Annotated in this window: 17 protein-coding genes; 3 read left to right on the top strand and 14 right to left on the bottom strand. The window is 59.3% G+C overall.

Annotation, left to right across the window (positions count from 1 at the left end):
* Nucleotides 1-12: 12 nt before the first annotated feature.
* The 7 genes from AB1E33_RS05205 to AB1E33_RS05175 all read right to left on the bottom strand — a co-directional run bounded on the left by AB1E33_RS05205 (nt 13) and on the right by AB1E33_RS05175 (nt 6,251).
* Entirely contained in the window at nt 13-564 is a 552-nt protein-coding gene (locus AB1E33_RS05205) for a PQQ-dependent catabolism-associated CXXCW motif protein (RefSeq protein ID WP_372576200.1), read from the bottom strand.
* Nucleotides 561-1,403, bottom strand: coding sequence for a substrate-binding domain-containing protein (locus AB1E33_RS05200; RefSeq protein WP_372576199.1), 843 nt, complete (start codon nt 1,401-1,403; stop codon nt 561-563). Before AB1E33_RS05200 ends, AB1E33_RS05205 begins: the two co-directional genes overlap by 4 nt.
* Nucleotides 1,387-1,890 (bottom strand): c-type cytochrome, methanol metabolism-related, encoded by a 504-nt coding sequence (locus AB1E33_RS05195; RefSeq protein ID WP_372576198.1) that lies wholly within the window; start codon nt 1,888-1,890, stop codon nt 1,387-1,389. The genes AB1E33_RS05200 and AB1E33_RS05195 overlap by 17 nt, the downstream gene beginning before the upstream one ends.
* Before the next feature lie 61 nt (nt 1,891-1,951).
* On the bottom strand, nt 1,952-3,754 hold the full coding sequence (xoxF5, locus tag AB1E33_RS05190; protein ID WP_372576197.1) for a lanthanide-dependent methanol dehydrogenase XoxF5: 1,803 nt from the start codon (nt 3,752-3,754) through the stop codon (nt 1,952-1,954).
* A gap of 124 nt (nt 3,755-3,878) precedes the next feature.
* Nucleotides 3,879-4,280 (bottom strand): c-type cytochrome, encoded by a 402-nt coding sequence (locus AB1E33_RS05185; protein WP_372576196.1) that lies wholly within the window; start codon nt 4,278-4,280, stop codon nt 3,879-3,881.
* A gap of 25 nt (nt 4,281-4,305) precedes the next feature.
* Nucleotides 4,306-5,136, bottom strand: coding sequence for an S-formylglutathione hydrolase (fghA, locus tag AB1E33_RS05180; protein ID WP_372576195.1), 831 nt, complete (start codon nt 5,134-5,136; stop codon nt 4,306-4,308).
* Between the two features lie 2 nt (nt 5,137-5,138).
* Nucleotides 5,139-6,251 carry an S-(hydroxymethyl)glutathione dehydrogenase/class III alcohol dehydrogenase gene (locus AB1E33_RS05175; RefSeq protein WP_372576194.1) on the bottom strand — a complete coding sequence of 371 codons (1,113 nt, stop codon included), beginning with the start codon at nt 6,249-6,251 and terminating at the stop codon, nt 5,139-5,141.
* 162 nt (nt 6,252-6,413) lie between these two features.
* Between AB1E33_RS05175 and AB1E33_RS05170 the strand changes: the two genes are divergently transcribed.
* The gene (locus AB1E33_RS05170) at nt 6,414-7,037 is read left to right on the top strand and encodes a hypothetical protein (RefSeq protein WP_372576193.1); all 624 of its coding nucleotides are present in this window, start codon (nt 6,414-6,416) and stop codon (nt 7,035-7,037) included.
* 86 nt (nt 7,038-7,123) lie between these two features.
* The gene (locus AB1E33_RS05165) at nt 7,124-7,915 is read left to right on the top strand and encodes a pentapeptide repeat-containing protein (RefSeq protein WP_372576192.1); all 792 of its coding nucleotides are present in this window, start codon (nt 7,124-7,126) and stop codon (nt 7,913-7,915) included.
* Between the two features lie 4 nt (nt 7,916-7,919).
* Here the strand turns inward: AB1E33_RS05165 and rpiB are convergent, their stop codons facing one another.
* Nucleotides 7,920-8,369, bottom strand: coding sequence for a ribose 5-phosphate isomerase B (rpiB, locus tag AB1E33_RS05160; RefSeq protein WP_372576191.1), 450 nt, complete (start codon nt 8,367-8,369; stop codon nt 7,920-7,922).
* A gap of 156 nt (nt 8,370-8,525) precedes the next feature.
* Entirely contained in the window at nt 8,526-9,563 is a 1,038-nt protein-coding gene (locus tag AB1E33_RS05155; protein ID WP_372576190.1) for a quinoprotein relay system zinc metallohydrolase 2, read from the bottom strand.
* Between the two features lie 123 nt (nt 9,564-9,686).
* On the opposite strand from AB1E33_RS05155, the gene AB1E33_RS05150 reads away from it, so the two are divergent.
* Complete coding sequence (locus tag AB1E33_RS05150) at nt 9,687-10,499, top strand: quinoprotein dehydrogenase-associated SoxYZ-like carrier (RefSeq protein WP_372576189.1); 813 nt, start codon at nt 9,687-9,689, stop codon at nt 10,497-10,499.
* A gap of 63 nt (nt 10,500-10,562) precedes the next feature.
* Here the strand turns inward: AB1E33_RS05150 and AB1E33_RS05145 are convergent, their stop codons facing one another.
* The 5 genes from AB1E33_RS05145 to AB1E33_RS05125 are packed head-to-tail and all read right to left on the bottom strand — an operon-like array spanning nt 10,563 to nt 15,783.
* Nucleotides 10,563-10,916, bottom strand: a complete 354-nt coding sequence (locus AB1E33_RS05145) for a hypothetical protein (protein ID WP_372576188.1) — start codon at nt 10,914-10,916, stop codon at nt 10,563-10,565.
* Nucleotides 10,913-11,587: a hypothetical protein gene (locus AB1E33_RS05140; RefSeq protein WP_372576187.1), complete on the bottom strand. Its 675-nt coding sequence runs from the start codon at nt 11,585-11,587 to the stop codon at nt 10,913-10,915. The genes AB1E33_RS05145 and AB1E33_RS05140 overlap by 4 nt, the downstream gene beginning before the upstream one ends.
* A gap of 30 nt (nt 11,588-11,617) precedes the next feature.
* Nucleotides 11,618-13,897: a hybrid sensor histidine kinase/response regulator gene (locus tag AB1E33_RS05135; RefSeq protein WP_372576186.1), complete on the bottom strand. Its 2,280-nt coding sequence runs from the start codon at nt 13,895-13,897 to the stop codon at nt 11,618-11,620.
* On the bottom strand, nt 13,897-15,057 hold the full coding sequence (locus tag AB1E33_RS05130) for an FIST N-terminal domain-containing protein (RefSeq protein ID WP_372576185.1): 1,161 nt from the start codon (nt 15,055-15,057) through the stop codon (nt 13,897-13,899). The genes AB1E33_RS05135 and AB1E33_RS05130 overlap by 1 nt, the downstream gene beginning before the upstream one ends.
* Before the next feature lie 6 nt (nt 15,058-15,063).
* Entirely contained in the window at nt 15,064-15,783 is a 720-nt protein-coding gene (locus AB1E33_RS05125) for a response regulator (RefSeq protein ID WP_372576184.1), read from the bottom strand.
* Nucleotides 15,784-15,798: the final 15 nt, after the last annotated feature.

Here is a 15,798-nt window from a genome sequence, read left to right as displayed (position 1 = left end):
GCACGGGGCGGCTTAGCCGCCTTGAACCGGCTGTGGCTCTTGCGGTTTGACGCGCTCAAGCGGGTAGTCCCAGAGCGCCCAGCCATCGGTGCCTTCGGGAAACCAATAGACGCTTGTATAGCCCCATTCGATGGCGCGCCGGGCAGCGTTCCAACTCATCCAGCAATCTTCAAGGCAGAAAAACACCACAGCACGGCTTGTATCACCCTGCGTTGCCGACTCAAGACCGCGCTGGAAATATGCGGCCGTGACATCGGCAATCGCCCCATAGCCTACATTGGGCAGCCAGATCGCACCGGGAATGCTGTTGCGCGGTTTGTCGCGCCAGATCGTGCCTTCTGGAAGATTGGCGGGTTTGGGCGCCTGCGGCAGCACGTCGATGAAGTCCGCGCTGCCCTCCTGCCATAGCTCATGCGCCTCTTCGGGGCCGACCGTGGTGCCCCCGGTCAGCCCGTCGGGCACCGGCGCGCGATAATGGTCCATGCGGTAATCGGGGGGTTCCTGCACGGTCTGGGCCAGCACGGGTAAGGTGATCAGCATTGAGGCCACGAAGGCCCGGATCATTGCGTCGGTTCCAGCACCTCTGTGCCCAGATCATTGACCAGCGGCACACCCGCTTCAAAGAGCAGCGCGTTGATATCATCCTGATTGCGCCGGATCAGCGAGTTCAGTTTGCGCTGCCAGACCTTTTCACCCTGCCGCACACCCATCGTGATGCGAAAAAACAGGCGCGGCGGTAGTTCTTCATTGATCAGAGTGGTCACTTTCATTTCCGGGTAGTCAGCCTTCACAAGCGGCCCGCCGAGCGGCCCCCAGAGGATCGCGGCATCAATCTCGCCCGATTGCAGATCATTCAGCATGTCAACTGCCGGGCTTTCGACGCGCCGATCTACGACCAGGTTATAGGGTTTGGCCTTTCCGATCAGACCGTTGCGCGCCATATGTGCTGCGGGTGGCGTACCCGCCACGATCCCGATGCGCCGGTCCTTTAGCGCGGGATCCGACAAGGAATCCACGCCCGTCAGATCGCCATCTTCCTTCACGATCAGCGCATAGGCCGAGGTGTAGTAATGGTTTGTGTTCTGAACCAGTTCATGGCCCTGAGCATATCCCATAACGATGTCACAGCGCTTGGCCATCAGAGTGTTGCGGATGAAACCGGTGGCCTGCGGGAACCAGACATACTGGACTGGCAGGTCCAGCTCTGCGGCGATCAGTTCGGCCAGCTTGTTCTCATATCCGGTCCCGTCCCTGGTCGAGACCGGATCATTCGCCGGATCTGCGCACACGCGCAGCGCGTTTTGGGACACAAGATCAGAGGTTTGTGCACGACCGGCCTCTGGCAGGAAACCCCCGGCCAGAAATCCAATCAGCGCAAGAAAGGCTTTAGCCCATGCAGGCATCTTCATCCTCGCGGATCACATCCGACTTGGCTTCTTTCTTCGGCGGTCGGCCGCGTGGGATCGCCTCGGAGCCATGTGCCTTCAGATAGACGTAGATATCGTCGAGATAACACATCACGTTGGGGTTCTCGCCAAATCCCGGCATCACCGATTGCTCTGACGCGCTGACCTTCTCGCGGCCATTAGTCACGACATCGACGAAATCGTAATAGTCCATGTCGACGGCGGAATTCTTCAACGCCGGCGCGTAAGACGAGCCCTCGCCATCAGGCCCGTGACAGACATGACATTCCGCATGATAGCGACGGAAGCCCGAAAAGGTCAGCCAGTCGACCGTCCCATCCTCGGCGATGTTGTAGGTCGGAACGTCGTCGTCAGTGAAATAGCGGCCATCCTCGGAATAGGCGGCGGTCAGATTGTCTGCCGACGCTATGAAGGGAAGGCCAGCCAAAAGGCCAATTGCGAAAAGGCTTACTGGGTAGTTCATGAATGTCTCACCTGGTTGCGGATTGTCTGGCGCGACCCGAAGGCCGCGCCAGACTGTGTCATCAGTTCGGCAGTGCGAACACGGTCAACTGACCACCCAGAGCGGTGTAGTCGCTGAGCGCGGCATAACCGCCCACGGCGCCCAGACCGTCATTGGGGTTGGTCAATCCAGCCGCCAGACCAATCCCGGCCCAGCCACCGACACCCGACAGGATACCGATATACTGCTTTCCGCCCTGTTCATACGTCATCACGTTGCCGATGATGCCCGAAGGCGTCTTGAACTTATAGAGCTCCTCACCGGTTTCTGCATGCACGGCCTTCAGATAGCCTTCAAGCGTGCCGTAGAACACCACGTCACCAGCCGTCGCCAGAGCACCGGACCAGACCGAGAACTGCTCGGGCAGCGACCATTTGATCGAACCGTCAGTGTTGTCCCAGGCGATGAAGTTGCCCATGCCGCCATGGCTGCCCGGCGCCGGGTACATCGCCAGCGTCGCACCCACATAGGGCTGACCAGCGGTGTAGGACACGCGGAACGGCTCATAGTCCATGCAGACATGGTTGGTCGGCACATACATCAGCTGCGTTTTCGGCGAATAGGCCGCAGGCTGCTGGTCTTTGGTGCCCAGAGCCGCCGGGCAGATTCCGGTCGAGTTCACGTCCTCGCCATTCTGCTCGGTCGAGTACTGTGCGACCACTGCTGGACGACCATAGGTTTCGCTGTTGGGATCCATGTCGACGCCCGTGGTCCAGTTGACCACCGGATCGAACTTCTCTGCCACCAGCAGCTCACCAGTGACACGGTCCATGGTATAGCCCAGACCGTTCCGGTCGAAATGGGTCAGCAGCTTGCGCTCTGTGCCATCAATTTCCTGCTCCGTCAGGATCATTTCATTGATGCCGTCATAGTCCCATTCGTCATGTGGCGTCATCTGGTAGAACCATTTGGCCACACCAGTATCGATGTCACGCGCCATTACGGTCATGGACCAGCGATTGTCGCCAGGTCGCTGAGCGGGGTTCCAGGTCGACGGGTTCCCGGTGCCATAGTACATCAGGTTTTCGTCCAGATCAGCGGAATACCAGCCCCATGTGGTGCCGCCACCGATCTTCCACTGGTCGCCTTCCCAAGTATTGGTCCCGGAATCCGCGCCAACCGGTTTGCCCAGATGTGTGGTGTTTTCCGGATCAACCAGAATGTCCGAATCCGGACCCATGGAATAGGCGCGCCAGACTTGCTCGCCTGAGTTCATATCATAGGCTGTCACCGACCCGCGCACACCAAACTCACCACCCGAGATACCGACGATGATCTTGTCCTTGACCGGTAACACAGTGGCTGTGTTGGTCTCACCGATTGCCGGGTCACCGTTTTGTGCTTCCCAAGCAACATCGCCTGTCTTGGCGTCGAGCGCCACAACCTTGGTATCCGCCTGATGCAGGAATATCTTGCCTTCCGCGTAAGCCACACCGCGGTTGACGGTGTCACAGCACATGACCGGGATCACATCCGGGTCCTGCTTGGGCTCGTATTTCCAGACGATCTTGCCGTCATTCGCCAGATCCAGCGCATAGACGATGTTGGGGAATGGCGTATGCACATACATCATGTCGCCAATCACCAGCGGCGAGCCTTCATGCCCGCGCAGTACGCCGGTCGAGAAGGTCCAAGCCACCTGCAGATCGCCAACGTTATCTGCGTTGATCTGATCAAGCTGGGAATAGCGCTGGTTCTTGTAGTCACCCGTCTGGATTGCCCATTGTTTCGGGTTGTCCATCTGGGAAACAAGGTCGTCATTCGCGAAGGCCATACCGGCGACACAAACGGCGATCCCGGAAGTCAAAAGCGATAGCTTTCTCATTCGTTCTCCTCCCTTGAGTGCGGCATGAAAGCCGCTGTGATACACCTGACCCGTGATCAGGTCCGGTGTCCTTGCATGTCCGCCCGCTTTGTCTCTCCTTAGACCGGACGAACAATTTGGTGTCTTACGATCCCTCGTTCTCGAAGGTCGCAAGATATGCGATCACGTTCACACGCTCATCTTCCTTGCGCAGACCGGCAAAGGACATCTTGGTGCCCTTTGCGTAGTCGCGTGGCTTGGTCAGGAACGCCGCCAGTTCCTCGGGAGTCCAGACCAAGCCCCCATCGGACAGCGCAACCAGCGTGTCGGAATAGCTGAAACCGTCGACCGTGCCGACCTGGCGGCCCACGATCCCGTTCAGGACCGGCCCCACCTTGTTCTCGGCGCCCTCACCTACCGCATGGCAGGCTTTGCATTTGCGAAACACTTTTTCGCCCTTGGCCGTATCCCCGGGGACATCACCCTCGGCGGTTGCGATCACCGGCAGGGCCATCAGGCATATGGTCGAAATAACAGTTCTGAGCACGTTTGATTTTTCCTTGCTGTCTTGATTAGCTGAGTCGCGCGGCGTGCCAGGCCACATGGTCGCGCGCGAAGGTATTCACGAAGAAATAGGAATGGTCATATCCCCGCTGGATGCGCACCTGACCAGGTTGACGGCGTTTGGCCATCATATCGGCCAGAGCCTCTGGTTTGAGAAGATCCAGAAACTGGTCGCTCGCACCTTGATCCACCAGCAATTCCCCTTTCCAGCCATGTTCCTCAAGCAACAGCGTCGCATCATGCTCGACCCAGGCGCTTTCATCATCGCCCAGATAAGAGCTGAGCTGCTTGCGACCCCAATCGGATTGAGTAGGATGGGCGATCGGCGCAAAGGCCGACAGGGAATCGAACAGGTCGGAATTGCGGATTGCTATGGTGATCGCACCATGCCCGCCCATGGAATGGCCGGTGATACCATGGCGGTCCTGAACCGACAGGTTGTCCACTACGATCGAGCGCAGCTCGTTCACCACATAATCATACATGCGGAAGTTCGACCGCCAGGGATCGCGAGTGGCATTCACATAAAACCCGGCCCCTTGTCCCAGATCATAGGCTTCGTCATCGGCCACACCAGCGCCGCGCGGCGAGGTGTCGGGGAAGACAACCGCCAGACCGTGTTCGGCGGCATGTTCCTGAAACCCGCCCTTGGTCATCGCGTTTTCATGGGTGCAGGTCAGACCGGACAGGTACCATAGGACCGGCACCGGTCCGTTGGCGGCTTGCGGCGGCAGGTAGGTGGCAAAAGTCATCTCGCAGTTGCAGATTTGCGAATCGTGCGTAAAGACGGTCTGGGTTCCCCCAAAACACCGGTTTTCCGCGACGACCTTGAGATCCATGTTCAGTACTCCACCACCGCACGAATCGATTTGCCCTCGTGCATCAGGTCGAACCCGTGATTGATCTGGTCCAATGTCAACTTGTGGGTGATCATCGGATCGATCTCGATCTTGCCGTCCATGTACCAGTCGACGACCATCGGAACGTCGGTCCGCCCACGCGCACCGCCAAAGGCCGTGCCGCGCCAGCTACGCCCGGTAACCAGTTGGAAGGGGCGCGTCGATATTTCCGCCCCTGCTGGGGCAACACCGATGATGATGCTCTCGCCCCAGCCTTTGTGGGCACATTCCAGAGCAGTGCGCATGACGCTCACATTGCCGGTGGCATCAAAGGTGTAATCCGCGCCGCCGCCGGTCAACTCGACCAGATGCGCGACCATGTCGCCTTCAACCTTTGACGGGTTCACGAAATCGGTCATGCCGAACCGTGTTGCCATCTCGGCCTTGTTGTCATTCAAATCGACGCCGACGATCTGATCAGCCCCGGCCAGACGCAGCCCCTGAATCACATTCAGCCCGATGCCGCCAAGCCCGAACACTACGCCGCGCGAGCCAATCTCGACCTTGGCAGTGTTGATCACGGCGCCGATGCCGGTGGTGACGCCACAGCCGATATAGCAGACCTTGTCAAAAGGCGCGTCCTTGCGGATCTTGGCCAGCGCGATTTCCGGCACAACCGTGTGGTTGGCGAAGGTCGAGCAGCCCATATAGTGGTAGATCGGTGTGCCATCGAGCATCTTGAACCGGGTAGTTCCATCCGGCAGAAGCCCCGCACCCTGCGTCGCCCGCACCTTCTGGCACAGGTTGGTCTTGGGGTTCAGGCAATACTCGCATTCGCGACATTCGGGGGTGTAGAGCGGGATCACATGGTCACCAACCGAAAGGCTGGTCACCCCCTCGCCGACCTCGACAACAACACCGGCACCTTCGTGCCCCAGAATTGATGGGAAAATGCCTTCGGGATCCGCACCTGAGCGTGTGAACTCGTCAGTATGGCACAGCCCTGTCGCCTTGATCTCGACCAGAACCTCCCCTTCCTTGGGACCTTCAAGTTCAACCTCCATGACTTCCAGAGGTTGGCCCGCTGCCACAGCAACCGCCGCGCGTGTTCTCATATTCGACTTTCCTCCATTGCGCCGACCTCAGGCAGAAGCCGGGCTTTTACCGGAGTATGGAGGGGGGTCTGTGTTCGGAACAATTGAGACAATGGTGTGTATTGGGGCGAATAGACTTGGTGCGTCCCGTTCGACATAGTGAGACGCGTGGAGGAGTTGCCAATGTCGATCACCAACCCGTTTGCCTTTGCGCTTGCGCTGACCTCCGTGGCGGCATCTGTTCATGCGGCGGATTTTTCCGACCCGACCTGGCCCTGCGTGCAACGCAAAGTGGAGCAGCTCTCGCTGGGTTTGATGTGGCCACATCCGGTGGATACCACCCGCGTCGAGGATAATGACGCCTTGGGTCTTGAGGTGGCCGAACTTGCCGATGCTCTGGCGCTGCGGCGGGTCGAGTTGGATGATCTGCGCCCGCAGGTCGCGGCATTTGCGGACCGGCACAATGGTGATCCCATCGTGCTTGGGCTGGTCTTCGATCGCGTCTTCACCGGATTGTCCAAGCGCCGCACGAGAATAATCTCCGGGATCGGCGAGTTTTCACTGGGCCAGATCGGCCTGGCCGAACAGATCGACCGGGTTCGCGGTGAAATGGATGCGGCGCTCGCTGCCGAACCGCCAGATTACGACAAGGTCGACCAGCTGGAAGAACAGTTGGACTGGGACCAACTGATCTATTCCGACCGCCAGCGCTCGATCACCTATCTGTGCGAAACGCCGCAGATCATCGAACGCCGCCTGTTTGCCATCGCCCAGATGCTGCAAGAGGTGGTTCAGGATCAGGGCTGACCGCCCCGCCTGCGCCCAAGGTCTGAATTGTGACGCCTGCCCGCGGGGTCTATCCTTGCGGCTAAAGGGCCTGGGGGAGGGATCCTATGAGATCGATGTGGACCGCGCTTCTGGTGATGACATTGTCACTTGTGCCGGTGTTGGTGCAGGCGCAATCAGTGATGAGCGGCGTCGACATGTCACTGCCCAAGATGACCGAGGCGCAGATGACACGCGCCGAGGTGAAAATCCGGCTTGAAGCCGCGACAGAGGGCGCACCCGCAGATTTCACCCGGGTCTGGCTGAACGGTCTCGACCTTTCGGGGCTTGATTTTTCCGACGCGATCCTGCGCGCGGCTTCTCTGAACGGTGCCAACCTGTCGGGATCGACTTTCGATGGCGCGACGCTGAGCCAGGCCTGGATGATCGGTGCGGATCTGAGGGGCGCGTCACTGGTCGGATCTGAACTATTCCAGACCCAGCTCGGCCGTGCCAACTTGAGTGGTGCCGATTTCACGGATGCCAGAACCGCCGCCGACTTCACCAAGGCCGACCTGACCGGGGCGATCTTTCGCGGAGCGGATTTTTCCGCCGATATGCGCAACCAGTCGATGGGACTGATGCGCGGCGTGCTGACCTCGGCGCGCGGGACAGGTGTGGATTTCACTGGTGCGCAGATGTCGCGGGCTGATCTGGAATTTGCCAAGCTACCGGGTGCTAATTTCTCCGATGCTGATCTGTCGATGGCCACGCTGGGCGGCGCGGACCTGTCGGATGCGGAATTTGCAGGCGCGAACTTTAAGGATGCCGATCTGACATCGACCCGCCTGACGGGTGCGCGTGGGACCGATCAGACCAACTTGGATGCAGCCAAGAACCTCGACCGTGCCTTTCGTTAAGGACCTACGCTTCTAGCGCGTTGATCATTTCCACTCGTCTGGCATGGCGGCCGCCCTCAAAGCGGGTGTTCAGAAACGCATCCACGATATCCAGCGCGAGCCCTTCGCCCACCACGCGCGCGCCCAAGGACATCATGTTCGCGTCATTGTGCAGGCGGATCATGCGGGCTGAAAACGTGTCGAGGCAGACGCCGCACCTGGTGCCCTTTACCTTGTTTGCCGCCATCATGATGCCCTGACCGGTGCCACACAGGATGATGCCGAACCGGCAATCACCCGAAGCGACCTGTCGAGCCGCCGCTTCACCGTGCACGGGATAATGTGTGCTTTCCGGCGTTGTTGGCCCGATATCGACCACATCCCATCCCTGTCCCGCGATATGGTCTGCGATGGCCCGGCGGAGCGCAATGGCGGCATGATCGCTCGAGAGAACGATGCGGTTGTTGTCTGTCATGAAAAGGTCGTCCTGTTGCCAAGGAAATTTGTCGGTTTGGTCGTTTTGGATCATGTAATTCCGGCCTCGTCAATTTGCCCGTCATCAAATATCGGTAAAGACTGGTGAAACCTCTTGGCGAACCCGAGAGACAAGGATTGCGCCCCACGTCACTGGCTATTCCCACTCCAATTCGGTGAAAGCCACCGTCGCATTGCGCGGGTTATAGGCCTCGAACAGCTCCCAGTGTTCGGCCTCGCCTTCGGCGATCACCTCGACCGCGTCACCCAGCCTTGCGCCTGCATCAATGGCCTTCCTCGTATCTTGTTCGAGTACATCGAGATAGCGCTGCTGATCCGCCGCACCTCCGGGCCAGTCCAAAACCGGACCTCCATGACCGGGCACGACCTGTTTTGCCTCAATTTCCGCCATATCGGTCAGCACCGCTTGCCAGCCCAGCAACTTTCCATCCAGCGCGGGCGTGTGCCGATGAAACACCAAATCACCGGCAAAGAGCGTGCCCGAGCCGCGATCCAGTACGGTCAGATCATTGCCCGTATGTGCCGTTGGCCAAGCCCGCAGCTCCAGCATACGCCCACCAAGGTCGATCTGATGCGTGCTGTCGACCGCCAATTCAACCGGCACCGGCCCGACGCCCACCAACTCCTCCGACCCGATCAAAGTACCAAGGCTTTCGATATAATTGCCCATCCGGTCCACAAGAGCGCGTGTCAGGCCCGCGTGGCTCACGACCCGCGCCCCCGACGCCGCCAGAGGCGCCGTGCCGAACACATGATCGGGATGCATATGGGTGAGGATCACATGGCTGACTGGTTTGTCCGTTTGCGCCCGGATCGCCCGCCATATGCCCTCGCCCATCCAGGGCGCGCTGCCGGTGTCGATTACCGCCACACTGTCCGCTCCGATCACAAAACCGATGTTTGAGGTATCGCCGCGATTGGTCCGGTCCGGTTCTGCGATCTGGCCCAAATGGACAAAGACGCCCGGTGCGATCTCGTGAAATGTCAGACTGTCGCCAACCGGCCTGCAAACCGGCCCCTCCCGGACCATCAAACCCTCCGCCACATCAGGCGGTTTTGCGGTCAGCATCTCCTGACACAAGACCTCGGTCGCGGCCTCGTAGCCCGGCAGAAGCTGGTCGCGGCAGGGCCCGTCAGACAGGGTCAGACACACGGTTACAAAGGCTTCGAACATGGCGGCACCTCCGCCCCGAACTGTGCCACACGGTTTTGTGTAGACCACGCAGCCTTTAGTCGGAGTATATTTTTATGAGCTTTTATGCCATAAGACGCGGCACCGGTTGCCGGAGGAGACAACATGGCCTCACATTTCGTATGTGCATCTGCGATCGTTTCGATGCTGTCGCTGCCCGTTTTTGCGGGCGAGAGCGTCGAAAACCCGATGACCGCAAGCGAAACCTGGAAGGACCTGCAGTATGATGTCGTCGGGGAGGCCCAGATCGGTGCCGCCGACGCGCTTTTGTCGATGGATGCGCCCTATCGCGCCCATGACGCCGCCACCGTTCCGGTTGTGCTAAAACAGCTTGATCCCGACGCACGGATCACCGCCGCAACGGTGGTAATCGACGAAAATCCGGCACCCATCGCGGGAGTCTTCACCTTTTCACCGGCCATGGGTCAGCTGGATTTCGAGATGCGCGTGCGAGTGAACCAGTATTCCAACGTGCGGGTCATCGCGGAAACGCCAGACGGGCTGCATATGACCGGACGGTTTGTCAAAGCATCGGGCGGCTGTTCGGCGCCGGCCACCAAGGACCCCGAAGCGGCGCTGGCCTCGATGGGCAAGATGAAGCTGCGAATGTTCGGCGAGGCAGCACAGATTTCGACACCCCGCCGCGAGGCGCAGATCATGATCCGTCACCCGAACTACTCGGGCCTACAGCGCGATCAGATCACGCAGTTGTTCATCCCGGCGCATTTCATCGATCACCTCGAGGTTTGGCAGGGCGAGGAATTGCTCTTCACCATGGATGGCGGCATCTCGATCTCGGAAAACCCGGCCTTCCGGTTTTCCTATGATGACAACGGCACGACGACGCTGACGGTCAAGGCCACCGATACCGAAGGCAATAGCTTTGAGACCGAACTGCCAAAAGCCGCTTCTGGTTGAGGACTGTTGGAAAGCCGGTAAGCTATAAAGCCACACGGCGCTCTGGGCGCAGATTTTCTTGGGTCAGAAACAGACGACCTCGGCTTCGGCTTGCGCGCGGCGCAGTTTTGCTACCAGGTTTTCGGCCATGGCCGCGCTTTTGAAAAACGACATGCGCTCGCCGCCGACGCGCCGCATCGACAGCACTGTTTCGGCCTGCACATAGGTTTCATAGGGCAGAATGGACGCGATCAGATCGATCGAGCAGGAACACCTGTCCAGCACTTCGCGAGTCTGACCGTTGGTCACCATGCAGGCAAAGACATAATCGGCCCGCGCTGCAGTCGGATAATCGTTCAGCCGGTCGGCAACGCTCTGCGCGATGCCCGCTGCGGGCAGGCAGATGATCAGAAGCGCTGCAGCGGCAACCCGCATCATTGCGCGCCCTCCAGCCGGTCGAACACCATTTCCGATCGGTAGACAGCCTCGCCGCCAGACTTGGGCTGTGCCTCGGCCACCAGTTTCAGATACCACCCTGGCACGCCTTCCGAGACAGTCACGCTCAGCACCAAATCACCAAACCCGCGCATGCGGTCGCGGTTCGGGTCTCCTTCAAACGGGCGCAGCCGGACGGTTTGAGTGGTTACAGCCTCACCATCAATGATCGCCTCGCCAGTTTCCACCTCGGCGGGCTGAATCAGCGCGTCTTTCACGCGATTGCGGATGTAGAACGGGCTGCCACCCGCCGATTCCGCCATGTCTCGTACAGCGCTTTCGTAAAAGACCATGATCATCGGATTGCCAACGCTGGCAGGGAACATGCCCATGGAGCGGTGTTTCTGATCCTGACGAAACTCCAGATGCGCCATTTCGGAGGCCGCATCTCCGAATGTCAGTGCGATCTGCCCCGTATCACGCTCAGCCGCTTCGGGTTTGAGTTGGTTTGAGACCGTCCGCAGGTAGATCAGCGCCGAGTCGCGATCCACGCTGTCGAGCGTTCCGTCGCGAAACAGAAGATCATATGTTTCCTCGCCATCCATCGATGCAGAAAACGCCAGCCCGGCGCTCAACAAGACAGATAACAGCCCGGCCAGCAGCGTTTTGATCATTTTGGTCCTCCGTGGCAGAAGCTTATGGCGTCAGGCGGTCCTGTCACCGCCGACTTTTGTCGGTATCGCAGACTCCGCACGGCGTGTGGGGGGGCGCCAGCGGATTTTCCAGTCGATCAAGGGCCGCAAGCGCGACAGTTTCACCGGCTTGGTCATCACCGAGATATCCTGCCGCAGCGCGGATGCGCGCAAGCTGTCGCTGCGGTTGGCCGTGATCAGGATGGCCGGAACATGAGATTGCGTTATGCCCCTGATCCGGGTGATTGCTGCAATCCCGGTGTCGGCATTGTCAAGCTGGTAATCCGCAAGGATGATATCGGGCGGCATGCCAATATCGGTGATAAATCGCACGGCTTCATCAGTCGATTGCGCGGCCAGAACGCTGGCCCCGCATTGTTCCAGCCATCGCGTGGTGCCAAACAGCACATCCTCGTCATTTTCGATGACCAGCACGATATGATCAAGCGACATGTCCTCGGACTGCGGTAGCAGCTCGACCGGTTCAGGAGCACTGCGATCTGCGGCGCCCCGATCCATCTCGATGCTGAAGACCGACCCCACACCGGGTTTTGAACGCACCGACAGTTTATGTCCCAGCAGCCGGCAGGCTCGGTCGACAACCGAAAGGCCCAGCCCCATGCCCGAGCCAAATGGCACGTTATCAGCACGGGTAAATTCCTCGAACACGCGGGCCTGATCCTTACGCGCGATGCCGATCCCGGTGTCCCAGACCTGAAGGACAATCTTGTCGCCGCGCTTGCGGCAGCCCACCAGAACTCGGCCACCCGGGTCAGTGTACTGAATGGCATTCACCACCAGGTTTTGGATCGACCGCAGAAGATAGACCGGATCGGAATGCACGAACTCTTCGCAGGGCACCATGTCGAGTCGCACGTTCTTTTGTTCCGCAACCAGCGCCTGATCACCATGGATGCCCGCCATTACCGAGGCAAGGCTGACACTTCTGGGTGAAACGGTGTCGGGCTCAGCGCTTTCGAGTCGCGAGATGTCGAGCAGCGAATGCAGCAATTGCTCGGCCGAACCAAATGCACCGTCCAGACGCTCCATCATCAGATAGAGGTCGGTTTTGCGGCTGGTCTCTTTCAGCGTCGAAATCAGCAGTTTGGCGGCATTGATCGGCTGTAACAGGTCATGGCTGGCCGCGGCAAGGAAACGAGTTTTCGACGAAACCGCCGCCTCGGCGCGTTCCTTGGCCACGCGCAACGCCTCTTCTACCTGAGCCTTTTCCTCGTATTCACGGATCAGCTTTTCATTGGCCCGCGTCAGTTCGGCGGTGCGTTCCATAACCCGGTTTTCGAGCATCTCGGTCGTGCGCGCCTCTAGCGTGACATCCTTGAGTTCGACCAGAAAGCCACCATCGGGCAATTGGTTGGCATGAACATCCAGAACCCGGTCTGCGCCATCGCGCACCCGCTTGCGTAACCAGCCCCGGCTTTCAAGCTCACGCTGCCAGGTACCCACCTTCAATTCGTCATCCGCCTTGATAAGCCCACGCGCGCGCATCAGGTCCAGCAACTGCTGGACCGGCATCCCCGATTGCAACATCGCACTGGACAGCCCCAAAACCTCGCGGAACCGCGCATTGTGCATCATCACCTCAGCCTCAGCGGAAAAGGTGCAGATGCCAGAACTCATGTTCTGGAACACCGCCTGCAGGTAGTCTTCCTGACGGTCGATCAGGGTTTCTTTCTCGTCGCGGTTGCGCCGGACGACTGAGGTGATCTCGGTGAGCAGAATGACCACATTGTCATGCGAAGTGGACTGTGCGCTCATCTGATACCAGCGATCATTGCGCAGCTCGATGACCACACTAGTGATCATCCCGTTGTCGCGGCTGCGGTCCAAGGCTTGGGCCACCTGCGACATGCTGAGATCCGACGAAGCAAAATGCGCGCTGCCATAAACCAGCGTAAAAAACCGAACCATGCCAAGCCCCGGCATGACCTTGTCGGATATGTCGGGCAGCAACGCCTGAAACAGATCGTTGCACAGGTTCAGCTGGCCATCGGTGAACAGGGCAAACCCCTCTTCCATCGACGACAAAGCTTCGACAAGACTTTTACGGGTACGCTCGCGTTCGTAGCGGGCGCTTTCCAGCTCGGTTGTGGCGCGTTCCAGATCTCGGCTTTGCGCCATGACCTGCTGCTGAAGCTCGATAGCGGATTGAAACGCCCGAAAGGCCGAGGGTCCCACGTCTTTTTGTCTGTTGGCGCGGCGCATCAGCGCGTCGATGATCTTGGCCTGTTTGGCGACTTGCAGGTCGAGCGGGTCGTTGGGGTTCAGCATCATCAGGTCAGGACCCTGGTTTCGGGTTCAAAAAAAGCGACACCCACGAATGTCTGATTCATATGCACGCCGGATTGCTGTTCGCCATAGGTGTTGAACCCCAGAACCCGCCGGGCCTGCAATATATCTGAGACCTTGCTGCTCAGCTGGTTCTGCTCGATCTCGAGTTTGCGCAGGACGCAATCGAAGCCAAGGATAAAATCTGGCGCCCTGCCAACCCTATCGCGCACATCCAGACCGGTATCCAACGTTTCAAGGATCTCTTTGCCGCGCCCAAGTGTCAGGATCAGACCATCGTCGATTGCCGCCAGAAATGACAGCGCATGCCCTTCGGTCGCATCCCGGATCGCACGCACATAGTAGTTGAGGTTGTGCCGCAGCAGCATTGGATTTTCGGCAAAGACCTGCGGTGACAGCGCGTCGACCGGGCAGCCTACCAACCGCGCATATTCCAGTGCGGCAGGCGCGCCGTTGATCTCATAGACCAGCCGCTCGTCAGGGTCGGCATCGGTGATGATTAGCGGCGAGCCAACCGGCAGAAAATGGTCAAAACCCACGCCCTGAAATTGCAGGTTCGTTTCGATCAACAACAAGACCGCCGCATTGGTATGCGCCTGTCCTTTGTGCAGCACAAAGGTTTTTTCGAACTCCAGACCGTCGCCCGCCGAACCGCCAAAGATCGGCAGATCATCCAACACGGTTTCCAGCGTCGAGACCAGCACGTCCTCTTGTTTCGACAAGCCGTCCGAGAACATCAGCGCCAGCCGGTTCCAACCTGCCGTGTGGCGGAATTTCTCGGTTTGCCGCTGCGCCTGTGTCGCGATCTCAGTCGTGTTCAGCGGGTTGAGATCCTTGAACAGGATCGAGGAACAGCGGAAGTTTGCCTTTGGAAACCCCATCAACAACAGCGCATCGGCCTCATAGCCGTTTGCGGTAATCTGCCCTGCGGTTGTGCAGCCAAAAACCGGCACGCCCCCTAACCTTTCGCCAAGCTCACGCATGACTTCGTCCAGATCAAGCGTGTGCGGAATGAAGGCCAGCACAAAACACGCCGCGTCCGGATCAAGATCGGCGCAGGCCTCGCGGATGGCGGCCTTAGACTCCGACGCCGAAGACCGGCCAACGCGAATGAAAAAGGGTCCGTGGTCCAGGTCTCGCATCATCCACCTTCAATGCTGTAGAAACGCGCGTGCCTCCGGTTCGTTGCCGGTCTGGCGCGCCATCACGGAATCAACCAGCACCGCCGCCTGGGTGCGGTTGCGTACCCCCAGCCGGCGCAGCAAGGCAGTGATATGCGCCTTGACCGTGGCCTCGGCCAGCGACAGCTCATAAGCTATCTGCTTGTTGGGCTTGCCCACGCAGATCAGCTTGAGGATGCGGGTCTGCTGCGGTGTCAGGTTAGACAATTCCGGGCTGGATTGGAACGCGCAGCTATCCCGCGCCGGCACTTCGTCTAGCTGGCGGTATTCCTGTGGCACATAGCCCCGCCCTGCCGCAATCTCACTGATCGCGTGTTTCAGCGTGTTGGCGGACGCGTCCTTGGGCAGAAACCCCATCGCGCCGTTTTCGATCAGCGACTGCACCAACTCGCCCGAGGCCAGCGATGAGATCACAAGCACCCGCGCAGAGGGCCTTCGTTTTCTCAACTCCTGAAAGCCCGAAATGCCCGTCACGTCGGGCAGTTTCAGATCGAACATGATCAGGTCCGGATCAAATCCGCCCTCAAGCACTTCGAAGGTTTCCTGTAGCGTCCGCGCGCGTTGAATACCGCAGCCATCGAAGCTGAGTTCAATTGCGGCGGCAAGCGCGTCGCTGTAGAGCGGATGGTCGTCGACGATCAAGACATTGGACACAGGGCCCGCTGCCTGGGGGTAGCCTATCGTCTGCATTGGTTCTCCTCCCAA

Source organism: Ruegeria hyattellae (assembly GCF_041537925.1).
Lineage (GTDB): Bacteria > Pseudomonadota > Alphaproteobacteria > Rhodobacterales > Rhodobacteraceae > Ruegeria_C.
This window is presented reverse-complemented; position numbering and strand designations above follow the sequence as displayed.